This is a genomic window from Collinsella sp. LCP21S3_D3 (genome assembly GCF_052118305.1).
Lineage (GTDB): Bacteria > Actinomycetota > Coriobacteriia > Coriobacteriales > Coriobacteriaceae > Collinsella.
Genome location: NZ_JBQKHK010000009.1, coordinates 21617 through 44164, shown reverse-complemented (window position 1 = coordinate 44164; position 22548 = coordinate 21617). Strand labels below are relative to the sequence as shown.

21 protein-coding genes are annotated in these 22548 nt (G+C 60.2%); 20 read left to right on the top strand and 1 reads right to left on the bottom strand.

The features are described 5' to 3' along the window. Position 1: 1 nt before the first annotated feature. From ACTQ1S_RS05735 to ACTQ1S_RS05660, 16 genes are all read left to right on the top strand, one after another. The gene (locus tag ACTQ1S_RS05735; RefSeq protein WP_427717298.1) at positions 2-793 is read left to right on the top strand and encodes an RNA polymerase sigma factor SigF; all 792 of its coding nucleotides are present in this window, start codon (positions 2-4) and stop codon (positions 791-793) included. Continuing rightward, complete coding sequence (locus tag ACTQ1S_RS05730) at positions 790-2199, top strand: AI-2E family transporter (protein ID WP_441547268.1); 1410 nt, start codon at positions 790-792, stop codon at positions 2197-2199. Before ACTQ1S_RS05735 ends, ACTQ1S_RS05730 begins: the two co-directional genes overlap by 4 nt. A gap of 148 nt (positions 2200-2347) precedes the next feature. Then, positions 2348-5005: an alanine--tRNA ligase gene (gene alaS / locus ACTQ1S_RS05725; protein WP_441547267.1), complete on the top strand. Its 2658-nt coding sequence runs from the start codon at positions 2348-2350 to the stop codon at positions 5003-5005. 17 nt (positions 5006-5022) lie between these two features. Next, the gene (gene ruvX, locus ACTQ1S_RS05720) at positions 5023-5451 is read left to right on the top strand and encodes a Holliday junction resolvase RuvX (RefSeq protein WP_035138185.1); all 429 of its coding nucleotides are present in this window, start codon (positions 5023-5025) and stop codon (positions 5449-5451) included. Then, complete coding sequence (gene mltG, locus ACTQ1S_RS05715; RefSeq protein ID WP_441547266.1) at positions 5444-6877, top strand: endolytic transglycosylase MltG; 1434 nt, start codon at positions 5444-5446, stop codon at positions 6875-6877. The genes ruvX and mltG overlap by 8 nt, the downstream gene beginning before the upstream one ends. A 2-nt stretch (positions 6878-6879) precedes the next feature. Beyond that, positions 6880-7377, top strand: coding sequence for a YqeG family HAD IIIA-type phosphatase (locus tag ACTQ1S_RS05710; protein WP_117646451.1), 498 nt, complete (start codon positions 6880-6882; stop codon positions 7375-7377). An 8-nt stretch (positions 7378-7385) separates the two neighbouring features. After that, positions 7386-7919, top strand: a complete 534-nt coding sequence (locus tag ACTQ1S_RS05705) for a shikimate kinase (protein WP_154515515.1) — start codon at positions 7386-7388, stop codon at positions 7917-7919. After that, positions 7916-9025, top strand: a complete 1110-nt coding sequence (locus ACTQ1S_RS05700) for a hypothetical protein (protein ID WP_441547265.1) — start codon at positions 7916-7918, stop codon at positions 9023-9025. The genes ACTQ1S_RS05705 and ACTQ1S_RS05700 overlap by 4 nt, the downstream gene beginning before the upstream one ends. Before the next feature lie 132 nt (positions 9026-9157). Beyond that, entirely contained in the window at positions 9158-10288 is a 1131-nt protein-coding gene (locus tag ACTQ1S_RS05695; protein ID WP_427717316.1) for a M24 family metallopeptidase, read from the top strand. A gap of 159 nt (positions 10289-10447) precedes the next feature. Then, a complete protein-coding gene (gene efp / locus ACTQ1S_RS05690; protein WP_154515524.1) occupies positions 10448-11011 on the top strand; it encodes an elongation factor P in 564 nt (187 codons plus the stop codon). A gap of 24 nt (positions 11012-11035) precedes the next feature. Next, the gene (locus tag ACTQ1S_RS05685) at positions 11036-11398 is read left to right on the top strand and encodes an Asp23/Gls24 family envelope stress response protein (RefSeq protein ID WP_154515527.1); all 363 of its coding nucleotides are present in this window, start codon (positions 11036-11038) and stop codon (positions 11396-11398) included. A gap of 3 nt (positions 11399-11401) precedes the next feature. Continuing rightward, entirely contained in the window at positions 11402-11986 is a 585-nt protein-coding gene (gene nusB, locus ACTQ1S_RS05680; protein ID WP_427717322.1) for a transcription antitermination factor NusB, read from the top strand. Between the two features lie 2 nt (positions 11987-11988). Then, a complete protein-coding gene (locus ACTQ1S_RS05675) occupies positions 11989-12255 on the top strand; it encodes an exodeoxyribonuclease VII small subunit (RefSeq protein WP_154515533.1) in 267 nt (88 codons plus the stop codon). Positions 12256-12263: 8 nt separating this feature from the next. Then, positions 12264-13067 carry a TlyA family RNA methyltransferase gene (locus tag ACTQ1S_RS05670; protein ID WP_441547283.1) on the top strand — a complete coding sequence of 268 codons (804 nt, stop codon included), beginning with the start codon at positions 12264-12266 and terminating at the stop codon, positions 13065-13067. Then, the gene (locus ACTQ1S_RS05665) at positions 13064-13924 is read left to right on the top strand and encodes an NAD(+)/NADH kinase (protein WP_441547264.1); all 861 of its coding nucleotides are present in this window, start codon (positions 13064-13066) and stop codon (positions 13922-13924) included. The genes ACTQ1S_RS05670 and ACTQ1S_RS05665 overlap by 4 nt, the downstream gene beginning before the upstream one ends. Further along, a complete protein-coding gene (locus ACTQ1S_RS05660) occupies positions 13914-15542 on the top strand; it encodes a DNA repair protein RecN (RefSeq protein ID WP_441547263.1) in 1629 nt (542 codons plus the stop codon). Before ACTQ1S_RS05665 ends, ACTQ1S_RS05660 begins: the two co-directional genes overlap by 11 nt. Positions 15543-15762: 220 nt before the next feature. Here ACTQ1S_RS05660 and ACTQ1S_RS05655 read toward each other — a convergent pair whose 3' ends face one another. Continuing rightward, positions 15763-16620 (bottom strand): MurR/RpiR family transcriptional regulator, encoded by an 858-nt coding sequence (locus tag ACTQ1S_RS05655; protein ID WP_427795869.1) that lies wholly within the window; start codon positions 16618-16620, stop codon positions 15763-15765. 271 nt (positions 16621-16891) lie between these two features. Between ACTQ1S_RS05655 and ACTQ1S_RS05650 the strand changes: the two genes are divergently transcribed. The 4 genes from ACTQ1S_RS05650 (at position 16892) to ACTQ1S_RS05635 (ending at position 22515) form a co-directional block, all read left to right on the top strand. After that, positions 16892-18901, top strand: coding sequence for a fructose-specific PTS transporter subunit EIIC (locus ACTQ1S_RS05650; protein ID WP_427728173.1), 2010 nt, complete (start codon positions 16892-16894; stop codon positions 18899-18901). Between the two features lie 506 nt (positions 18902-19407). Beyond that, positions 19408-19671 carry an HPr family phosphocarrier protein gene (locus tag ACTQ1S_RS05645; RefSeq protein WP_022094575.1) on the top strand — a complete coding sequence of 88 codons (264 nt, stop codon included), beginning with the start codon at positions 19408-19410 and terminating at the stop codon, positions 19669-19671. A 133-nt stretch (positions 19672-19804) separates the two neighbouring features. Continuing rightward, positions 19805-21508 carry a phosphoenolpyruvate--protein phosphotransferase gene (ptsP, locus tag ACTQ1S_RS05640; RefSeq protein ID WP_427793764.1) on the top strand — a complete coding sequence of 568 codons (1704 nt, stop codon included), beginning with the start codon at positions 19805-19807 and terminating at the stop codon, positions 21506-21508. A 74-nt stretch (positions 21509-21582) separates the two neighbouring features. After that, positions 21583-22515 (top strand): 1-phosphofructokinase family hexose kinase, encoded by a 933-nt coding sequence (locus ACTQ1S_RS05635; RefSeq protein WP_441547262.1) that lies wholly within the window; start codon positions 21583-21585, stop codon positions 22513-22515. Positions 22516-22548 lie beyond the last annotated feature (33 nt).

The following is a 22548-nucleotide window of genomic DNA, read 5'->3' as shown; positions in this document are numbered from 1 at the left end:
TATGACCGAACGTTCCCGGAGCGGTAAGACCGCTTGGGACAAGGAGAAAACCCGCGAGCTGTTTCGTCGCTACAAAGAGACCGGTGATCCGGACGCCCGCGAGCAGCTCGTCATGTCCCATATGAACCTGGTAAGGTTTCTTGCCAACAAATTTAAGAATCGCGGCGAGCCGCTCGACGACCTCATGCAGGTCGGCTATCTGGGTTTGCTCAAGGCTATCGACCGCTTTGACCCCGAGCGCGGACTTGAGTTCACCACGTTTGCCACGCCCACCATCCTGGGTGAGATCAAGCGTCACTTCCGCGACAAGGGTTGGAGTGTGCGCGTTCCGCGTCGCCTACAGGAGCTCTCTGCCAAGGTTAACCAGGCCACCGACAAGCTCACTAACGAGCTGCAGCGCTCGCCTAAGGTTGAGGAAATCGCTGAGTACCTAGACGTGACCGTTGACGAGGTGCTGGAGGCCATGGAATCGTCCTCGGCCTATACCTCGGTGCCCATCGAGGCCCCCGGTGCGTCCGATTCTGACGACGCGCCTTCAATTCTCGACCGTTACGCCGACGACGACAACGAGCTCGACTTCACCGATGACCGCCTGGTGATTGAGGAGGCCATCCGCGATTTCTCGCCGCGCGAGCGCGAGGTTATCGAGCTGCGTTTCGTAAAGGGCATGACCCAGATCGAGATCGCCAAGAAGCTGGGCATCTCGCAGGTGCAGGTCTCGCGCCTGCTGCGCCGTACCCTTAAGAAGGTTCAGGACAAGATCGACCCCGACGGAGTGATGGTTCGTTCATGAGTGAACACCCCCAACAAACCGATCGCGCGCTGCGCGATACCCGTATTCTGACGCTTCGCATTTGGGCCGTCGTCGGCTGCATTGTCATCGCCGCCGTCATCTTTAACCTTATGGGTATCTTGGCGCCGGTTATCGAGTTTCTCGCTGTCGGTTCCATCATCGCTTTTGTGATGTCGCCGATTACTAACTGGCTCGAGCATCACGGCGTCAACCGTGGCATTGGTTCGCTTATCGCGCTTATTGTGGTCGTTGCTGTGCTCGTCGGTGTCGTTTGCATCTTGTCGCCGATTCTCTTTGGCCAGATCATGGAAGTCTTGAGCCGCCTGCCTGAGCAGCTTCGTGTTGCGGGCGGTGATCTCAACGAGATGGTCTCGCATGCCAAGACGCTCAACAACACGCCGCTCAAAGAGTATCTGGACGATAATCTTTCTTCGCTGGTTACCGTGGCGTCCAAGTATGTATCTCAGATTGCCGCTGAGCTTGGTCGCGGTGTATTCCCGTTCATTACCAATACGGCCTCGCAGCTGTTCGTCATCTTCCTCGGTCTGGTGCTTGCCTATTGGCTGGCCTGCGACTATCCCCGTATGCACCACGAGGTCTGCACCATCATCGGGCAGGAAAAGGAGACCTCGTACCGCTTTATGGTTGCGATTCTTTCGCGCTCGGTCGGCGGCTATATGCGTGGCATGGTCGTGACGTCCATCTGCGGTGGCATCCTCGCCTTTATCGGCTTTACGCTCATTGGCCATCCCTACGCGGTACTCATGGCCATCTTTACGGGCATTATGCACTTGGTTCCGGTTGTCGGTCCCTGGGTGAGCGCGGCGATCGCCACGGTGCTCGGCTTTATGTTCAGCCCGATGCTGGCTTTGTGGACCTTGGTCGTGACCATGGTGGCGCAAAATGTCACTGACAACGTCATTTCGCCTAAAGTCATGCAAAGCTCGGTCCAGGTGCATCCCATCATGAGCCTGACGGCACTCGTTATCGGTTCGGCGCTTATGGGCGCCATCGGCATGGTTATCGCCATTCCGCTGTGCGCGGCCCTCAAGGGCATTTTCGTCTACTACTTTGAGAACGAGACCGGCCGCCAGCTCGTGGCATACGACGGGGCCGTGTTTAAGGGCACGCCCTATCGCGATACTGAGGGTAACCCGGTTGCCGCTTATGACGCGCTTGGAGACGATACGTTCATCTATGAGTCCGAGCTCATCGGTAACGAGACTGCGCCCGAGGCCCAGGCCATGCCCAGGCCCGAGCTCGATAACCCCTGGATCAAGCTCTCGGGCCTTCAGCCCGATGCTACGGGCTTTTTCAAGAATCCCTTCGCCAAAGACGACGATTCCAATATGGACGACGATACCAATACCGGCATCGACGGCTCCATGGACGATGATGAGCAGTAAGTCACTTCAAGTTCAAGTTCATAGGCAATAACGTGCAAATTCGCTGGAGGGCCGCTGTTTGGCGGCCCTCTTTTTTGCACAGACGCGGTGGGATGGTAATATCGTTACGTTTGAACTGTTTCGATGTGAAACCGAGGAGATTCCCTCTATGAGTGCTGATTACCCGTCAATGACTACGGCTGAGATTCGCTCCAAGTTCCTCAACTTCTTTGAGGAGCGCGGTCTTAAGCTCTATCCTTCTTCGTCCCTCGTTCCCGACGATCCTTCGCTGCTGCTTGCCAACGCCGGCATGAACCAGTTTAAGGAGTATTACCAGGGCAAGAAGACCATGAAGGAGATCGGCGCTATCTCCTGCCAGAAGTGCGTCCGCACCAACGACATCGACTGCATCGGCGAGGATGGCCGTCACCTGTCCTTCTTTGAGATGCTCGGCGACTTCTCCTTTGGCGGCGTCTCCAAGCAGCAGGCCTGCGCTTGGGCCTTTGAGCTCATCACCAAGGAGTTCAAGCTGCCGCTCGACCGCCTGTACTTCACCGTCTTTACCGAGGACGACGAGACCCATGACGTGTGGCGCTCTCTGGGCGTTGCCGAGGATCACATCTCGCGTCTGGGCGAGGACGACAACTTCTGGGCCGCCGGCCCCACCGGCCCCTGCGGTCCGTGCTCCGAGATCTACTTTGACATGGGCGAGGAGGTCGGCTGCGGCAGCCCCGACTGCAAGCCCGGCTGCGACTGCGACCGCTTCCTGGAGTTCTGGAACCTCGTCTTTACCCAGTACGACCGCCAGGAGGACGGCTCCATGCCGGAGCTGCCGCACCGCAACCTCGATACGGGCATGGGCCTGGAGCGCATGGCCGCTATCATGCAGCACAAGACCGCCAACTACGACGGCGATCTGATGCAGCACCTCATCAAGCTTGGCGAGGAGATCAGCGGCAAGACCTATGACGCCGACGATTACTCCGGTGCCAGCCGCTCGCTGCGTATCATCGCCGATCACTCCCGTGCCGTCGACTTCATGATCTCGGACGGCATCCTGCCCGGTAACGAGGGCCGCGAGTACGTCCTTCGCCGCCTGCTCCGCCGCGCTGTGTTCCACGGTCGCCTGCTGGGTATCGAGGGCGCCTTCCTGACCAAGTTCATCGACGAGGTCAACGCTCAGATGGGCGAGGCTTATCCCGAGCTGCTCAAGAACGTCGCACTCGTTAAGGGCATCGTCGCCTCCGAGGAGGAGCGCTTCTCCACGACGCTCGACAACGGCCGCGTTTACCTGGACGAGGCCCTGGCCGCGCTTTCCGAGGGCGCTGTCCTTCCGGGCGATGTTGCCTTTAAGCTGCATGACACCTTTGGTTTCCCCATCGACCTGACCGTCGAGATCGCCGGCACCGCTGGCCACGACGTCGACATGGACGGCTTTACCGCCTGCATGGAGGACCAGAAGGCCCGCGCCCGCGCCAATGCCAAGGGCGACGCCTGGGGCAGCTTCAACGACGTGTGGGTCGAGCTTTCCGACAAAGTCGCCGCGACCGAGTTCGACGGCTATGACAACGATGTGATCGAGGGCGCCAAGGTTGTCGCCATTGTTCGCAACGGCGAGTCCGTCGAGTCCGCTACCGCCGGCGAGGACGTCGAGGTTGTGCTCGACCGCACCCCGTTCTATGCCGAGATGGGCGGCCAGCAGGGCGACGCTGGTAAGCTATCCGCCGAGGGCGTTACGCTGACGGTTGCCGACACCAAGAACCACAACGGCCTGTATGCCCACGACGCCCACGTTGCCGAGGGCACGCTGACCGTCGGCGCTACCGTGACCGCCGCGCTCGACGCCGAGCGCCGTGGCTTCCTGCGCCGCAACCACACCGCCACGCACCTGCTCGATGCCGCCCTTAAGCAGGTCCTGGGCGAGCATGTTTCCCAGGCCGGCTCGCTGGTGACGCCCGAGCACCTGCGCTTTGACTTCACGCACTTTGAGGCCCTGTCCTCCGAGCAGCTCAAGGCTGTCGAGGACCTGGTCAACCAGCAGATCTTCGCTTCCAAGCCGGTCGTGACCCGCGTCATGGGCATCGATGAGGCCAAGGCCGCCGGCGCTGTCGCCCTCTTTGGCGAGAAGTACGGCGACGTTGTCTGCGTTGTCTCCGTGGGCGCCGAGGACCAGCCGTTCTCTCGCGAGCTCTGCGGTGGCACGCATGCCGCCAACACTGCCGAGATCGGCCTGTTCAAGATCATTTCCGAGTCCTCCACGGGCTCCAACGTCCGCCGTATCGAGGCCGTGACCTCCAAGGGCGCTCTCGATTACATGGCCGACCGCCTGGCACTCGTTGACGCCGCTGCCGCTGCGCTCAAGTGCCGCGTCGACGAGGTTCCCGCCCGCGTTGAGAACCTGCAGGCCGAGCTGCGCGAGACGTCCAATAAGCTCAAGAAGGCCCTGACCGGTGGCTCCTCCGACGCTATCTCCAGCGCCATCGAGGGCGCCGTCGAGCTCGATGGCTACAAGCTCGTCGTCGCTGAGCTTCAGGGTCTCGAGGCCGCCGACCTGCGCAACGTTTGGGATACCGTGCACCAGAAGGTCGCCGGCCCTGTCGCCTGCGTTGTTGGCAGCGTGACCGAGAAGGGCACCCCGGCCCTGCTCGCCGCCGGCTCCGATGACGCCGTCAAGGCCGGTTTCCACGCCGGCAACGTGATCAAGCAGATCGCGGGCCTGGTCGACGGTCGCGGTGGCGGCCGTCCCAACATGGCCCAGGCCGGTGGCAAGAACGCCGCCGGTATCGCCGATGCCCTCGCGGCCGCTAAGACCGCGCTGGGCGCCTAAGAACCGAAGTAGTCGCTGTGGTCGCGCTCGCGCTGGACATAGGGGAGACCAGGATTGGCATTGCCGTCTCGAGCCGTGATGGCAAGATGGCGATGCCTGTCAAGGTGCTTCCGGCCGCCGAGGTCACCGGTATGGCCAAGACGTTCCGTTACCTGGTTGAGGACTATGAGCCCGACATCCTGGTAAGCGGACGTCCCTTGACCATGGCCGGTGAGCCTGGCCCTCAAGCTGAGCGCGTTGCCGCCGTGGCACAAAAGATCGCCGACGAGCTCGATCTTCCGTTGGAGTTTGAGGACGAGCGTCTGTCCTCGCAAGAGGCAAAGCGTATCTTGCGCGAGCAGGGCCTCAACGAAAAGCAGATGAGGGGCAAGATTGACATGATTGCCGCCAGCCTGTTTTTGCAGACGTGGCTCGATCGTAAAAACGAGGAGGTTTCGCATGCCTAGCGCTTCCGATCCGCGCCAGCCGAATCGTACACGTCAGCCCGAGTCGCGCCCTGCCCAGCCTGGCCAGCGTCCGGCACGGCCGACGCAGCGCGCAGCTCAGCCTGGCGCGCGCCCGGTGCAGTCCTTCGCTCGTTCGGCCCAACCTGCTCAACGGACGGGTCAGCAGCCTTCTGCTCGTTCGGTTCAGCATCCGGCTTCTCGCGCGGCTCAGCAGCCCACTGCTCGTACGGCCCAGCCTGCAGGCGGTACCCGCTTTAAGCAGCAGGCACCTGTCCGGCGAACGCAGGCTACCCAATCGCATTCGCATCATGCTCGCGGTTTGCATGGCGTTGCTCCGGCGACCCGCTCGAGCTACGACACGCGTGCTCGTCGCGGTGCTCAAAAGAAGAGTTCTCCGGTTCCCATGATTATCGGCGTTGTGGTGGCGGTGCTCGCGCTTGCTGCGATCGCTTTCTTTGTCGTGCCGGCCGTCAAGGGCTTCTTTGCCGGTGAGGATACGAAGGTTACGGCTGGTCAGCAGGTTACGGTGACCATTCCCGACGGTGCTTCGGGCGACACCATCGCCTCAATCCTCTCCGAGAACCATATCGTCGAAAATCCCAAGGATTACTATGCGGCGGTCAAAAAGCTCAATGCCGATATGTCGCTCAAGCCTGGTACCTATTCGTTCACCACATTCATGGATGCGACCAAGGTTGTTCAGCAGCTCATGGAAGGCCCCAATGCGGGCTCCAATGCGCTTACTATTCCCGAGGGTCTAACGGTCGATCAAGTCGCCGACCGTGTGGCCCAGGCCTACGACAGCATCTCTAAGGAAGACTTCCTCAACCAGGCCAAGGCCTCCAACTACGTGGACGACTATAGCTTCCTTAAGGGCGCCGCCAACGATTCGCTCGAGGGTTTTCTGTTCCCCAAGACCTATTCGCTGGGCAAGGACCCGAGCGCCGATGACGTTATCCGCGCCATGCTCGATCAGTTCAATACCGAGTACAAGTCTCTCGATTTTGCCGGGTGCGAGGCCAAGATCAAAGAGCGTTACGGCGTGGAGATGTCCGATTACGACATCATCAATCTCGCTTCCATCGTTGAGCGCGAGGGTCTCAACGCCGAGCAGCGCGCACATGTCGCCTCGGTCTTCTACAACCGCCTTGCCGGCAAGCTCGACGGTCTGCGTTATCTCAACAGCGATGCGACCATGATGTATGTCACCGGTGGCGAGGTTTCCGCCGACGACCTGCAGAGCGATAGTCTGTATAACACCTATAAGCACGAGGGTCTGCCACCCACGCCCATCTGCTCCCCGTCGCTCGAGGCACTCAAGGCCACGCTTGAGCCGACCGACTCCGATGACCTGTATTTCTACATAACGCAGGACGAGGAGTACTTCTCGCAAACCTACGAAGAGCACCAACAGTCTTGGAATTAAACATGAGGATTTTCAGCCCCAAACGATATGTTGCATCCGTCGACCGCATCGACCTTGATACCCTGTGGGCCGACGGCAAACGCGCCATTCTGCTCGATCGCGATAACACCTTGGTGCCGCGCGACACCGAGCAGGTTCCCGCCGCGGTTTCCGCTTGGCTCGACGCGGCCCGCGCCAAAGGCTTTAAGCTGTGCATGGTGTCTAACAACTGGCATCGCGACCAGGTCATGAGCTCGGCACGCGAGCTGGGACTCGAGGCCATTAGCCACGCCATGAAGCCGGCTCCGTTTGCCCTCAAGGCGGGTCTTAAGCGCCTCGGCGCCACGGCCGACGAGGCGGTGCTGATCGGTGATCAGCTCTACACGGACGTGTGGAGCGGCAATTTCGCCGGCGTCGATACCATCCTGGTAAAGCCGCAGGCCACTCAGGACCTGTGGTATACGCAGATCTTCCGTATCTTTGAGCGCCGGGCCCTGCGCGACCTTCCCTGCGAGGAATAGGTCTCGCTATGTCCCAGCACACCAAACACGGCTGCGACCATATCTTCTTTATCGGCTTTTTGGGCGCGGGCAAATCGACGCTTGCGCGCAACGTGGGCACTATGTTCAAACGTCGCTTTATCGATACCGACCGCCTTGTCGTGCGTCGTTGCGGTAAATCGGTGACCGAGATTTTTGAGACCGAGGGCGAGGAGCGTTTTCGCGAGCTCGAGACCTCGGCGCTCCGTTCGCTCCAAAGCGAGCGCAGCCTGCTGGTTTCCTGCGGCGGAGGTATCGTCGAGACTCCGGTGAATATTGAGCTTATGCACCAGATGGGTATCTGTGTGTATCTCGAAGGTGACTTTGAGGATTCGATTCGCCAGATTCGTCGGTCCGACACGCGTCCCGATTTCCGTTCGCCCGAGCATGCCGCGCGCCTGTTTGAGCATCGCCGTCCGCTATATCGCCAGGCCGCCGATATTACTCTTGATATTCGCAACAAGTCCTTCGAGGACGTTTCCTACCTTTGTGCCGAGATGCTTTTGGAGCGTGGGCTGCTATGATTCGCCGTCAACTGATCAATTTCCAAAACCGCAGTGTCGATGTCCGCGTCGGATTGGGCGCGTTCGAGGAGCTGTCGCGCATGTTTGCCTCGGCTGTGGGCAAGCCTAAGCGCGCATTGGTGGTTTGGAACGACGCCACGTCAGAGCATTTTGGCGAGGTCGTCGAGCATGCGCTGGTTGATGCCGGTTTTGTCGTGTCGCAGCTCCCACTTGAGGTTTTGCCTGCTGGTGCCACGCTGGCCGATGCCGATGCCATCTTTGGCGCCCTATCTGCCAACGGCATTACCTGCGACGATCTGGTTGTCGCCGTTGGTGATGCCGCAACCTGCTCGGTTGTTAGCTGGTGCGCCAACCAGTGGTGCGGTCGTACCGAGTGCGCCTTGCTGCCGACAACGTTCGACGCCATGCTCACGGTCGCGACGACCATGAAGCCGCTCGTCGCCTCGTCGTCGAATGCACTTCCCGCTATCGCGTTCCGTCCCGAATCGGGCTTGGTCGTGTGTGACCTCGACCTTGTTCGCGAGGCGGACCCCGAGGATCTCAAGCTCGGCTATGTGGTGCTTGTTGGCACCATGCTTTCGAGCAGCAAGTCCCGCTGGAATCAGTTTACCGAGACTGTTCCCGAGATTCTTTCCGGCGAGGAGGTCGCGCTCGTCAATGCTGTGCAGTGGTCCCAGACCGCGCGCAAAGACGTGCTCATGGCCACGAATCCCAGTGCTCGCCATGCACTCGATTTTGGTAAGACAGGGGAGCGCACCCTTCGCGCCTGCCTAGGCGAGGCCGCGGCTAACGTTCCCGCATACCAGCTCCTTTCCGAGGGTATGCGCTTTGAGGCGCGCCTAGCACATGATGCCTGCGACTTCGATATCGACAATGTGTTTGAGGTCGACGATTGCCTGGAGGACTTTGGCATCGAAGAGCTTGCCTTCGACTTGGAGCCCACCGCGTTTATCGAGGAGTTCCGCAAGCAGCAGTTTGCCCGCTCAAACCGCAGCATGCTGCCGCTGCCCGCGGCGCTCGGCGCCATTCGCCTGACAAATGTCGAGGACGAGATTCTCGAACGCCATGCGCAGGCGTATCTGGCTTCTCGCAAGGAACTTTTTTAACTTTATTGACATCCATCGTCTTTCGTATCATTTTGAGGGACGGGTTTTCAATCGGTTGCGAATCGCTTGTGGTTCGGCTATTCGTTTGAAGCCCGTCCTGCTCTTTTTGAGGACAATAAGAAAGGAATCTGAATGTCTGAGTTTGCTGCCGGTCCTGCCGGTCGTATCGAGCGTGTCCGTGCCCTGATGGTCGAGCGCGGCTACGATGCTATCGTCGTGCGCGATGAGGCCAACCTCCGTTGGCTCACGGGTGTAAAGGGCGTCTTCGATTACACCTTCGAGTTTCCGCACGCCGCATTTATTACGGCCGATCAGTGCCTGTTCCATACCGACTCGCGCTATCTCAACAGCTTTGAGGAGAACACGCCCGCCGGCAGCCCCTGGGTCTACGACATGGACGAGGGCACCATCCCCGGTTGGGTTGCCGACAAGATCGCGGCCAACAAGTGTCGTGTCTGCGCCGTCGAGGATGACATGCAGATTAACTTTTACCAGGGTATTCAGCGTGGTCTTGAGGATCGCTCCGTCGCCTGCATGCTGCCGCTGATGCATGACGACATTCGTAAGATGCGCGCCATCAAGGATGCCGAGGAGATCGAGCTCATGCGACACGCGCAGTCGATCACCGATGCCGCCTTCCAGCACATGCTCGGCTTTATTAAGCCCGGTATGACCGAGAAGCAGGTCCGCAACGAGCTCGAGAACTTTATGTTCGCCAACGGTGCCGACAGCTTGGCCTTTGGCTCCATCGTCGCGAGCGGTCCCAACACCGCCAACCCGCATGCCGTCCCGAGCGACCGTGTCATCGAGAAGGGCGATTTCGTCCTCATGGATTATGGCGCGGGCTACTGCGACTATCGCTCCGATATGACGCGTACCGTCGTGATGGGCGAGCCCACGCAGGAACAGCTCGACCTGTACGAGCTCGTGCGCCGCACCCACGAGGAGTGCGTCGCCGCTATCCATCCGGGCGTCGAGGGTAACGATATCTTCAAGCTTTCCAAGAAGATCATCGGCGATGCCGGTTATGGCGATTACTACAACCATGGCCTGGGCCATGGTGTCGGTATCGACATCCACGAGCTGCCCAACTTCAACCGCAGCAAGAACATCATCGAGGTCGGCTCGGTTGTCACCATGGAGCCCGGCGTCTACCTGCCCGGCGTGGGCGGCGTGCGCTTGGAGGATTACGGTGTTGTCACCGAGAACGGCTATGAGCCCTTCACCAAGACCCCGCACGACTTGCACGTCATCGACTGCTAAGCCATTCAGTTTGATTTTGGAAGCGGGGCGTCCGAAATGATTCGGGCGCCCCGCGTTCTCTTTTTATGCGCTCGCCGCAGGCGCCGCCTGCAAGTGTATAATTTCGCTCGTATGTAATTTGGACGCTTGTGCGTTCTACCCATAACAAGAAAGGTCGCTATGCCTACCATTTCTACCGCCGACTTCAAGAACGGCCTCGGTCTCCGCATTAAGGACAAGGTCTACACCATCGTCGAGTTCCAGCACGTCAAGCCGGGCAAGGGCGGTGCTTTTGTGCGCTACAAGACCCGCGATATCAAGAGCGGTCGTGTCGTCGAGAACACCTGCAACGCCGGTACCAAGTTCGAGAGCGTCATGCTCACCACCCGTGAGTTCCAGTACCTCTACAACGACGGCGCCGACTACATCTTCATGGACAACGAGTCCTACGAGCAGGTTCCCGTTCCCGAGGACATGGTGGGCGAGAACTCCAAGTGGCTGCGCGAGAACGACACCTGCCAGCTGCTCTTCGCCGACGACGAGCTCATGGGCGTGACCCCGCCGATGTTCATCGAGACCACCATCGTCCAGACCGACCCGGGCTTTAAGGGCGACACCGTTCAGGGTTCCACCAAGCCGGCCACCATCGACACCGGTGCTGTCATCCAGGTCCCGATGTACCTCAACGAGGGCGAGGTCATCAAGGTTGACACCCGCGACGGCAAGTTCGTCTCCCGCGTCTAGCAACCAACTCTTCTAGGAGGACTCATGCCTCAGGAAATCAAGATTGACGGCATCGGTATTTCGCCCGATGTTCTGACCGCCATCGTCTCGCGCGCCGTCACGGATGTCGAGGGCATCGCCTCCGTGGGCGTCAAGGACCTTGCCACCAACCTTGTCTCCATGATGCTTTCGTCCAAGGCCCCGGCTTCCGAGCCGCCGGTAGAGGCCGAGGTCATCGGCGACAAGCTCGCACTCACCGTGCGCGTCGTGGTGTTCTTTGGCTATCCGTTCAAGAAACTCGCCGAGGCCGTTCGCTCCGCCGTGGTCGCAGCTATCGATGCCCAGGTAGGCGTCGAGGTCGAGCGCGTTGACGTTTGCATCGACGGCCTCGTTTTCCCCAAGGAGTAACCTTTGAGCCTTAAGGTTTATCGCGGGCGTACGCTTGCCCGCAGTCAGGCGCTGCAGCTGCTGTTCCAGGCCGAGGCCACGGACAGCCCGCTCGAGCGCGTCCTCGAGGGCGATTTCCTGATCTCGAAGGGTCCCCTCGACCCCTACGCTCTGGAGCTGTGCCGCGGTGCCTACGAGTATATCGACCGCATCGACTGCGCCCTGCGCTCCATCGCCAAGAACTGGGATCTTATGCGCATGCCCGGCGCCGATCGCAATCTGCTGCGTATCGCCGTCTATGAGATGCGCTTCCTCACCGACGAGGAGGTCTCGGACGCCATCGTGATCAACGAGGCTGTAGAGCTTGCCAAGGCCTATGGCACCGACCAGTCCGCGTCGTTTGTCAATGGCGTGCTGGGCAAGATCGCGCGTAGCGAGGAGCTGCCGGGCGAGGACCTGTATCAGGAGCTGCTGGCCGAGGACCGCGCCCGCGAGGAGGCCCAGGCCGCCGAGGCTGCCGCCAAGGTTGCAGCCGCTCAGGCTGCGGCCGGCGTTCTCGACGAGGGTGCCGAGGTCGCCGAGGTCGAGACCGGTACCGTCGAGGAGTAGCCATGCCAGAGGGTTCCGTCCGCAACTTCGATGAGATCTCGGACCGCTTGGACCAGATCATCGCTACCGTTCGCTCCAAGGATACGTCCTTGGAGCGTTCGCTCGATTTGTTTGACGAGGCGATCGAACTTGGCTCCCGTGCGGTCGATATGGTCGACAAGTTTGAGTTGACGCCTCGTGAGGCCGATAAGCTCGAGCAGGAATACGATGAGGATGCGGCAAACGAATCCCAGGATAGCCAGGCCGCGTCTCCGGATACGAATGGTTGATGGCATTCATGAAACGCGTGCGTCTCGATGACGAACTGATTTCACAGGGCATCTGCGCCGACCGCGCGGATGCCCTTCGCACTCTTATGGCCGGCTTGGTCTCGAGTGGCGGCGAGCGTTTGACCTCGCCGGGCCTTAAGGTGGCGCCCGGTCTGCCCCTGCACGTGAAGGGCCGTATTCCCTACGTGGGGCGCGGCGGGCTCAAGCTCGAGGGCGCGCTCGATGCGTTTGGGATCGATCCCATGGGCCTTGCTTGCCTCGATGTGGGCTGCTCCACGGGCGGCTTTACCGATTGCCTGCTCAAGCGTGGCGCCGCAACGGTTGTTTCGGTCGATGTGGGTCGCGCTCAGTTTGATTGGTCGCTGCGCCAAGACGAGCGCGTGAGGCTCCATGAGCGCACCAACGTGACACAACTGCCCGAGCTTGGCTACGGCGGCGCTATCGACTTGGCTGTCTGCGATGTGTCGTTTACGAGTATCGCGCATATCATCGACGCCGTGTTGGCGTGCCTGAAGCCTTTGGGTTCGTTCTGCACGCTCGTAAAGCCGCAGTTTGAGGCGCCGGCTGCGCTGGTGGGCGAGGGCGGTATCGTGACCGACCCCTCCGTCCGTCGCGATACGCTTGTGGCGGCGATTGAGCTCTTTGCCGCCAAGGGCCTGTTCCCGCTCGACGTGTGCGTGTCGCCCATCCATGGCGCCAAGGGCAACGTCGAATTTTTCCTGTACGGCACGAGGTTTGCCTCTGGCGAGCGTGCCGACGATGAACTGCAATCACAGGTAACGGCTTTGAGTGAGAAAGCTGCAACGCTATGAAGGTCTTTCTGGTTCCCAATTACTACAAGCAAGAGGCGGTCGAGAGCGGCTTGATGCTCGAGCTTTGGCTTTCGCGCCAGGGCTACGAGGTCGCATGGGCTGCCGATCAGCGTTCCAAGATCCAGAGTGCGCCCGATGTTGACGATGCCGACCTGGTCATTACGCTCGGCGGCGACGGCACGCTGTTGCGTGCCGCCCGCATTCTCAACTACCGAGAGATCCCCATTCTGGGCCTTTCCTATGGTCATTTGGGTTTTTTGACGGCTGCGAGCCCCGAGGATCGCGATATTTTGCAGGTCGTGAGCGATGCCCTTTCCGGTGAGCTCCATGTGAGTCGCCGCGCCACCCTCGCCGCGGATATCGTTTCGGTGCGCGAAGATGGCACGAAGGATGTCGTGCGCACGTTTGCCCTTAACGATATGGCGCTTACGCGCGGGCCCCTGTCCGATATGGTTGAGTTCGACATCACGGTGTCCGGCCATCATATCGACCGCCTACGCGGTGACGGCGTCGTCGTTTCGACAGCGACCGGTTCCACCGGCTACGCGCTTTCCGCCGGCGGCCCCATCGTCAGTCCCGATTACACGGGCATGGTTTGCGTGCCCATCGCTCCGCATACCATTCAGGCTCGCGCCTTTTTGACCTCACCAAGCGATGTCGTCGAGATCTTTATGTCCGATGACCGCCCGAGCGTGCCTGCGATCGCCATCGATGGACAGTTTATTACCTGCGATGGCACGGTCGAGAGCGTGGCCGTGCGTCGCGGTCCCGGCGATGTTCTGCTGCTGGATTACGGCCCCGAGAGCTTCTATAACTCGGTGAGCCGCGTGTTCTACGGAGTTCGTCATGATCGATGAGCTGCAGGTTTCCAACATTGCCCTCATTCGCGAGGCGACGTTGGTTCCGAGCGCGGGCTTAACGGTTCTGACCGGCGAGACCGGCGCCGGTAAGACTGCGTTGCTCTCGGCGCTTAAGCTCATTCTGGGCGAGCGCGCGGATTCGTCGACGGTGCGCGAGGGCGAGACGCTTGCCAACGTCGAGGCGCGCCTGTTTGACGGCCCGCACGACACGGAGGGCTTCACCGTGCAGCGCAGCCTTTCTGCCGAGGGCCGTAGCCGCGTAAAAATTGACGGCCGCATCGCCAGCGTGCGTGAGCTTTCGGAGCGCGTCGGCGTGATGATGGATCTTTGCGGCCAGCACGAGCACCAGCGCCTGCTCGACCCTGCGCATCATGTTGCCATGGTCGATGCATGGGCGGGGCGCCCGGCGCTCGAGGCGCTCGATCGCTATCGTGCTTGCCTTAAGGCATCGCGCGCGGCTGCCAAAGAGGTCCGTCGCGTCGAAGAGGCCTCACGCGCGCAGGGGAGTCGTGTCGAGGAAGCGCGTTTCGCTCTGGAGCGTATCGCCGAGGTCGACCCCAAGCCGGGTGAGTATGAGGAGCTCGAGGAGCTGCTGCCACGCTCCGAGCATGCCGAGGTGCTGGTGGCAACGGCCAACGATGCCCATGCGTCGCTTGCTGCCGAAGGGGGAGCACTCGATGCCGTGAACAGTGCCGTCGCGGAGCTTTCGCGTATGGCTACTGTCGATCGCAAGCTGGGTGTTATCGCCGATGCGCTTTCGGATGCCTGCATCTCGCTCGAGGATTGTGCCAACGAGCTGCGCGCCTATCGAGATGGGGTCGCCTTCGACCCGCGCGAGCTGGCTTGTATGCGCGAGCGGTATTCCGACCTTAAGGGACTTTTGCGTCAGTGGGGTCCCACCATGGACGACGTGTTTGCCATGCGCGATAGCTCGCGAGAGCTGTTGTCGCTGGTAGACGATGGTGATGAGCGGATTAAGAAGGCGCGCGAAGCGCTTGGCGCGGCGGAGCGCGAACTGTTCGCCGCCGCCAAGGCACTTAAGCGTGCACGCAATACGGCAGCCCCGCGCTTTTGCCACGAGGTTGGCCGTCAGATGGCGCGCCTGGAGATGGGCGGCGCCGAGCTCGTTTGGGACTCGCGCGATCTTCCGCGCGCCGAGTGGACGCCGGCGGGTCCTTCGAGCTACGAGCTTTTGTATCGTAGCGGTGCCGGATTGACGCCGCGCCCCCTGCGCCGCATTGCTTCTGGTGGCGAGCTGAGCCGTGTCATGTTGGCGAGCAAGGTTGTTTTGGGTAACGCGGACGGCGTGGATACGTTGGTGTTTGACGAGGTCGATGCCGGTGTTGGTGGCTCTACTGCACGCGCCCTTGCGAGCGTTCTGGCAGATCTTGCCGCAACGCATCAGGTGATTGTCGTAACGCACCTGGCGCAGGTCGCCGTCATGGCCGACAAACATTACGTGGTGAGCAAAGAGCCCGGCGACGTTCCCCAAACCCATCTGGATGAGGTGGCCGGGGACGCCCGTACCGCAGAGATCGCCCGTATGCTGAGCGGCGATCAATCGGAGGCGAGCTTGGCCCACGCTAAGCAGATGCTCGAGGAAGCGCGTGCTTAGGCCGAGCCGTTACATGTATGTTCGACCCGGCCGCCACGAAACCGGCCCATCTACTACGTTTAATAGGCTATCGGCAACCACGCCTTGAATTGCAAAAAGAAAACCGCAGGTAGAACGCCTGCGGTTTTTCTATTTTCGGTATGTGGTTGGGCCATACTGATAAAACGTAGTAGATGGGCCGGTTTCGTGGCGAGTGGCGTTTGTCGGCTCGCCAAAATTTCTATTCCACGACCTTATCCGGCTGGATAAGCTCCTCGTAGTAGCTGATGTGCTCTCGGGCGTCCTCGATTTCGGGCAGCAGGAAGTTGTAGATAACCTCGATGATCATCGTGGCGCTGATCTTGGAGAACGCAAAGTCGCCCGTGGTGAGCAGCGCCTCGTGGTTCACGGTATTAAAGGTGTAGTCGGCTAGGCGAGCAAGCGGAGACTTGCTGTCGCTGCTGATGACGACTACGGTGGCACCACAGCCTCGAGCCGCTTTTGCCATGCGATTCAGTCGACGCGACTTGCCAGAGTTCGAGATCAGCACGATAACGTCGCCGGGGCGCAACGTGAGCGCAAAACCAATCGAGGTTTCACTGATGGTGCTTGACATACAGCGAAGGCCCAGTTGCGAAAACTTAAACGTCGCGTCAAGCGCAACGGCGTTGGTATTACCTACGGCCGCAAACTCGATAGCCCCTGCGTTCTTAAACGCGTGCACGACGGCTGCCAGTGTATCGTGATCAATGCCATCGATGGTCGCATTGAGTTCACTGACCTTTGCGGCGAGGATGTTTTTGAGGCTCTGCTCCATATTATCGAGCGAGACCTCGTCTGTGAGGCCTTCACTGCGCTGACTCTCCAGATCGCGCGCCAGCGAAAACTGAAAGCTGCGAAAGCTTCCAAAGCCCAGCTTGCGGCAGAAGCGCGAGACGGTGGCCTCGGAGGTTGCGGCGGCGCGCGAGAGTTGCGCGGCTGTTAGGAGCGGTGCCTCGGACTGGTGCTCTAGGATATAGTCGACAATGCGCTGCTCGGACTCGCTGTATCCCTTGTGCGTGCTTATAAGGGAGAGTGCGCTCTTGCTGCTATCGGACATGGATGACTCCTGGTTGGCATTAAAAGCTGTCTTGTTGTGTGCCGCTCTAGTATACGGGGATTTTAATTACAGGATACACCTTGCTGTTTCAATAGTTGATGGTAAACTTTCATCGACCGTTTACGGTTGTGAAAGAACCTTTCACCGGAGAAATAGGCTTGATTGCTTCTCATATAAGCGGTGGCTTGGTATCTTTCAGGAGTGGAAAAGCGCGCACCGTAGCGCGTGTAGGGGAGCGCCCGCGGGCGCAGTACTCAAGAAGGAGGGACACATGGCTAAGTTTGACATCATCGCCGCCACCGGTTGCCCGACCGGCATCGCGCACACCTTCATGGCGAAGGAGGCGCTGGAGAAGGCAGCTGCCGAGCGCGGTCTGACCATTAAGGTCGAGACTCATGGCCAGGTCGGTGTCGAGAACGAACTCACGAAGGGTGAGATCGCCGGTGCTAAGGCCGTCGTCGTCGCAGCCGATAAGGATGTCCAGGCGGAGCGTTTCGCCGGTAAGCCCATGGTTTCCGTCGGTGTTTCCAAGGCCCTGTCCGTCGAGGCTGCCGGCAAGCTGATTGACCGTGCTCTCGCCGCCAAGGGCGATGATACGGTTGCGGCTGCTGCCGATGTCGAGGATGAGGTCGAGGAGAAGGAGTCCATCGGTCACATCATCTATAAGCACCTCATGAACGGCGTCAGCCACATGCTGGTCTTCGTCGTTGCCGGTGGTGTTCTGACCGCCGTTTCGTTCCTGTGGGGCATCACGTCCTTCGACTCGACGGCTGCCGACTACAACAGCTTTGCCGCTATGCTCAAGATCATCGGCGGCATCGCCATGAACCTCATGGTTCCCGTGCTTTCCGCCTATATCGCCGAGTCCATCGGCAAGCGCCCGGCGCTCGTTCCCGGCTTTGTCGCCGGTATGATCGCCATCCAGGGCCTGCCCGTTAATGCCGAGACCGGCATGATCGATGCCGGCGGTGCCGGCGTGGGCTTCGGCTTCCTGGGCGGCATCGTCGGCGGCTTCCTCTCTGGCTATGTCATCCTGCTGCTCGAGAAGGTTTTTGCCAAGCTGCCCAAGAACCTGGACGGCCTCAAGGCTATCTTCCTGTACCCGCTGTTCTCGACCGCCATCGTCGGCCTGGTCATGCTCGGCATCTCCGGCCCCATGGCTGCCATTAACACCGCCATGATGGACTTCCTCAAGGGTCTGTCTGCCTCTGGCGCTGTTGTCCTGGGTCTTGCCATTGGCTGCATGTGCGCCTTTGATATGGGCGGCCCGGTCAACAAGGCTGCTTACGTCACCGGTACCGCTATGCTCACCGAGGCCCTGGCTGCCGGTGTCGGCACCGACACCTATAACTTCGGCACCAACTTCATGGCTGCCGTCTCCGCCGCCTGCATCGTTCCGCCGCTGATCACCACCTTTGCCGTTATCGTCGGCAAGAAGTACTTCAGCCAGGAGGATCATGACGCCGGTATCGTCAACCTCATCCTTGGTTGCACCCACATCACCGAGGGCGCCATTCCGTTCATGACCAAGAACATCTGGCCCGTCATGCCCATCATGATGCTCGGTTCCTCCATCGCCTCGATTCTGACCATTATGTTCAACGTCCACGATCCGGCGCCTCACGGTGGTTTCCTGGTCCTGCCCGTTGTCGAGAACGGTCCGCTGTGGGTCCTCGCGATCCTCATCGGCGCCGTGGTCGGTGGCATCCTGTTCGTTGCTTTCAAGAAGTATGACTTCGAGAAGAAACAGAAGGCCGCTCCCGCCGCTGCCGCTAAGCCGGTCGAGGCTCCCAAGGCCGCTGCCGTCGAGGCCCCCAAGGCTGAGGCTTCCGACTTCGTGAAGGTCGAGAACGTTTTTGTCGCCGAGGATTTTGCTTCTCGTGACGAGGCCCTGAGCTTTGTCTCCAACCAGGCTGTCAAGGCCGGTATCGCTGACGACGCCGACGCCGTAATGAACGCCTTCCTGGCCCGCGAGGCCGAGGGCACCACGGGCATGATGGAGGGCTTCGCTATTCCGCATGCCAAGTCTGATGCCATTACCGAGGCCGCCGTCATCGTCGTCAAGGACGACTCTGGCGTGACCGGTTGGGACACCATGGACGGCGCTCCCGTCAACGTGGCTATTGCCCTGCTCATCCCCGGTGCCCAGGCCGGCACCACGCACCTCAAGATCCTGTCCAAGGTCGCCGAGGCGCTCATGGACGAGGGCTTCCGTGCCACCGTTAAGGGTTCCACCGACGCTGCCGAGATCGCTAAGACGATCAACGCCCGTCTGGTCTAATCCCGCAGCTTGCGAATAACATCGCCCCCTGTATATAAGGCGGAGACTCCATCAGGGGTCCCCGCCTTTTTTCAAGTAACCCGGTACTGAGGGACGTTTCCTTCCTGCCGACAGTTCGGCATATTCCTCAGTTCACAAGAGGGCATAGATAGCCCCATCAACCAGATCAACCAGGCGAACAAATTATCAGCCAGAATTTCGTTCGCACGATATTGCTCTGGACCGACCGAGTTTCCGCAGCTCGGCTGCCGGGCGGGGCGGTTAAGTTTGTCGCGAGTTCCGCACGCAAAGGAAAGCACTTAATGTGCTTTCCGTCTTGCGCAGGACTGTAGAGCAGCAAACTTAACCGCCCCGTCCGGCAGGCGAGCGTGCAGGAACGACATCTGTCCAACAATTCGTGCGAAACATAATGAAAAACCGTTTGATGTGAGTTAATATAATCAACGTCGTGAATATGGCTCCTGTCGCATTGCTGATAGGGGTTAAACACAAAAAAGGAGTCAATTATGGTTTCTGAGAAGGCTACCCTCGTTAATCCCCAGGGTCTTCACATGCGTCCGGCTGGCCTCTTCGCCTCCACCATGGGCAAGTACGCCTGCGACGTGACGGTCGTCACCCCCGAGAAGGAGGTCAACGGCAAGTCCCCGATGGCCCTCATGGCTGCCGGCATCCCCTGCGGTACCGAGGTCGAGGTCAAGTGCGACGGCGCTGACGAGGCCGAGGCTCTGGCTGCTGCCATCGAGCTCATCAAGAGCGGTCTTGGCGAGTAGAACTCAAACGGGTCGCATGTTGAACAACTAAGTTCATATTTGGGGGCGCAGTGACCTGTTTAAAGGGAACTGCGCTCTTTTGTCATGGATATGGCAAAACGCTTTATCACATGACACGGAGAGAGGAATAGGAATGTATCAGGGAGTCAACGCTTCCGAGGGCATCGGTATCGGCACCGTCATGGTTGCCGTCGAACCCGACTTGACGTTTGAGCCGCACGAGGTTGCTGATTCGGCAGCAGAGAAGGAGCGCTATCAGACCGCCCTTTCGGTCTTCTGCGAGAAGACCCAGGCTCAGGCCGACCACATGAAGGAGACGGTGGGCGAGGCCGAGGCCGAGATCATGAGCGGACACATCGTCCTGGCTCAGGACCCGGGCATGACCGACGCCATCAACGCCGCCATTGACGGCGGCACCTGCGCCGAGCAGGCGCTCATGGACACCTCGACCATGTTTGAGAACATGTTCCTGTCCATGGACGATGAGATGTTCCGCCTGCGTGCGGCAGACATCGCCGACATCCGCACCGGTATTCTGGCCGAGCTTTTGGGCAAGGAGGTCGTCGATCTCTCCGTCCTGCCCGAAAACACTGTCGTTGTCGTGCACGACCTTACGCCGTCCATGACCGCCACGATCGATAAGGCCCACGTTGCCGGTATCGTCACCGAGACCGGTGGCCGCACGTCGCACTCCGCGATCATCGCCCGCGCCCTCGAGATTCCGGCTGTCCTTTCGGTTGCCAACAGCTGCACCGCGCTGCGCAACGGCATGACCGTTGTCGTCGACGGTGGCAAGGGTATCGTCGAGGCCGATCCCGACGAGGAGACGCTTGCCGCCTACACCGCCAAGGCCGAGGCTTTCGCTGCCGAGAAGGCAGCCCTCGAGGCTTTCCGTGGCAAGCCGTCCGTGACTGCCGATGGCATCAAGAAGATCATTGCCTGCAACATCGGTAACCCCGATGACGTGCCCAACGCGCTCGATCACGACGCCGAGGCCATTGGCCTGTTCCGCTCCGAGTTCCTGTTCATGGACTCCGCCGAGCTTCCTTCCGAGGAGGAGCAGTTCAACGCCTATCGTAAGGTTGCCAGCGCGCTCAATGGCGCTCCGGTCATCATCCGCACGCTCGACGTGGGTGGCGACAAAGAGATCCCGTACCTGCACATGGTCAAGGAAGAGAACCCCTTCATGGGCTTCCGTGCCGTGCGTTACTGCCTGGCCAACCCCGACCAGTACAAGGTACAGCTCCGCGCTCTGCTGCGCGCCAGCGCTTTCGGTGATGTCAAGATCATGATCCCGCTCGTCACTTGCGTCGAGGAGGTCTTGGCCGTTAAGGAGCTCGTCGAGGAGTGCAAGTCCGAGCTGACCGAAGAGGGCCGCAAGTTCAACGAGAACATCGAGGTCGGCATTATGGTCGAGACGCCTGCCGCATCGCTCATCGCTGACCGCCTGGCCGAGGTCGCCGACTTCTTCTCGATCGGCACCAACGACCTGATCGGCTACACCATGTGTGCTGACCGTGGTAACGACACCATTTCTAACCTGTACCAGGTGTACTATCCCGCCGTGCTTCGCTCGCTCAAGAACATCATCGAGAGCGGCGTCAAGGCTGGCATCATGGTCGGTATGTGCGGCGAGGCCGCTGCCGATCCGCTGCTTGAGCCGCTGCTGATCAGCTGGGGCCTCGAGGAGTTCTCGATGAGCGCTCCGTCTATCCTTCGCGCCCGCAAGACCATCAGCCAGTGGACCAAGGCCGAGTGCGACGATCTCGCCGAGAAGGCGCTCGCCTGCACCACTGCCGAAGAGGTCAAGGCGCTGCTTGAGGCTGCCGCTCGCTAATTTGGTATCAGAGGTAACCGCGTGGTTGGAATGGGCTGGCCGCGCGGCCCTCAAATATACAGGGGGTACTGTAAATGTTCTACACGCTAACCGCTAACCCGGCTGTCGACATGACGGTTTCGAGCTCTCCGCTCGAGCCCGACGAGAACGTCCGCACCGGCTCGGCCAGCTACACGGCTAACGGCAAGGGCCTCGACGTGTCCTTCGCCTTTAAGAAGATGGGCGTCGACACCGTCGCGCTCGGCTTCTTCGCCGGCTTCACGGGCAAGTTCATCGTCGAGGAGGTCATGAACCTGGGTTGCCTGTGCCGCCCGGTTTGGACCGACGGCATCACGCGTATCAACACCTATGTCAACGATGGCCAGCACGAGTACGGCATCCTTAACCCCGGCGCCCCGATTACGCCGGAGCACCAGAAGGAGCTCTACAACATCCTGGACACCGCGGGCGATCTTGAGTGCCTGATCGTCTCCGGCTCCGTGCCTCCCAAAGCTACGCCCGACTTCCTGGCTCAGGTCATGGATCACGCTCAGGCTCGTGGCGCCGACGTCGTCCTGGACCTGTCTTCCGACAAGCTCAAGGAGCTCGCTCACAAGAAGCCGCTGCTCATCAAGCCGAACCATCATGAGATGAAGGCCATCTTTGGCGTGCCGGTCGACACCGACGACGAGGTCCGCGTTGCTATGAAGATGGCTCACGATGCCGGCGTCCAGAACGTGCTGCTCACCCGTGGTAGCCGCGGCGACGCTTACTTCTCCAACGGCGAGGACATCTGGTACGCTAAGCGTGAGTTCAACATCAAGCTGGTCTCTTCCGTCTGCGCCGGCGACTGCACGCTCGCTGCGTTCCTGCACAAGTGGTACAGGGATCGCGACAACGTCGAGGAGGCCATGAAGCTCGCTATGGCCACCGGCGCCAACGTTGCCGAGTCCGTGGGCATCGGCGACTTCGGTCACGTCGATGAGTATAGCAAGCGCGTTGCTGTCCACAAGCTCGATCGCAAGTAAGCGAAACGCTACATATTCTTGACCATATGGCGC

Coding starts and splice junctions, on each gene's coding strand:
- ACTQ1S_RS05735 (WP_427717298.1), top strand. CDS start 2: ATGACCGAACGTTCCCGGAGCGGTAAGACCGCTTGGGACAAGGAGAAA.
- ACTQ1S_RS05730 (WP_441547268.1), top strand. CDS start 790: ATGAGTGAACACCCCCAACAAACCGATCGCGCGCTGCGCGATACCCGT.
- alaS (WP_441547267.1), top strand. CDS start 2,348: ATGAGTGCTGATTACCCGTCAATGACTACGGCTGAGATTCGCTCCAAG.
- mltG (WP_441547266.1), top strand. CDS start 5,444: ATGCCTAGCGCTTCCGATCCGCGCCAGCCGAATCGTACACGTCAGCCC.
- ACTQ1S_RS05710 (WP_117646451.1), top strand. CDS start 6,880: ATGAGGATTTTCAGCCCCAAACGATATGTTGCATCCGTCGACCGCATC.
- ACTQ1S_RS05705 (WP_154515515.1), top strand. CDS start 7,386: ATGTCCCAGCACACCAAACACGGCTGCGACCATATCTTCTTTATCGGC.
- ACTQ1S_RS05700 (WP_441547265.1), top strand. CDS start 7,916: ATGATTCGCCGTCAACTGATCAATTTCCAAAACCGCAGTGTCGATGTC.
- ACTQ1S_RS05695 (WP_427717316.1), top strand. CDS start 9,158: ATGTCTGAGTTTGCTGCCGGTCCTGCCGGTCGTATCGAGCGTGTCCGT.
- efp (WP_154515524.1), top strand. CDS start 10,448: ATGCCTACCATTTCTACCGCCGACTTCAAGAACGGCCTCGGTCTCCGC.
- ACTQ1S_RS05685 (WP_154515527.1), top strand. CDS start 11,036: ATGCCTCAGGAAATCAAGATTGACGGCATCGGTATTTCGCCCGATGTT.
- ACTQ1S_RS05675 (WP_154515533.1), top strand. CDS start 11,989: ATGCCAGAGGGTTCCGTCCGCAACTTCGATGAGATCTCGGACCGCTTG.
- ACTQ1S_RS05670 (WP_441547283.1), top strand. CDS start 12,264: ATGAAACGCGTGCGTCTCGATGACGAACTGATTTCACAGGGCATCTGC.
- ACTQ1S_RS05665 (WP_441547264.1), top strand. CDS start 13,064: ATGAAGGTCTTTCTGGTTCCCAATTACTACAAGCAAGAGGCGGTCGAG.
- ACTQ1S_RS05660 (WP_441547263.1), top strand. CDS start 13,914: ATGATCGATGAGCTGCAGGTTTCCAACATTGCCCTCATTCGCGAGGCG.
- ACTQ1S_RS05655 (WP_427795869.1), bottom strand. CDS start 16,620: ATGTCCGATAGCAGCAAGAGCGCACTCTCCCTTATAAGCACGCACAAG.
- ACTQ1S_RS05650 (WP_427728173.1), top strand. CDS start 16,892: ATGGCTAAGTTTGACATCATCGCCGCCACCGGTTGCCCGACCGGCATC.
- ACTQ1S_RS05645 (WP_022094575.1), top strand. CDS start 19,408: ATGGTTTCTGAGAAGGCTACCCTCGTTAATCCCCAGGGTCTTCACATG.
- ptsP (WP_427793764.1), top strand. CDS start 19,805: ATGTATCAGGGAGTCAACGCTTCCGAGGGCATCGGTATCGGCACCGTC.
- ACTQ1S_RS05635 (WP_441547262.1), top strand. CDS start 21,583: ATGTTCTACACGCTAACCGCTAACCCGGCTGTCGACATGACGGTTTCG.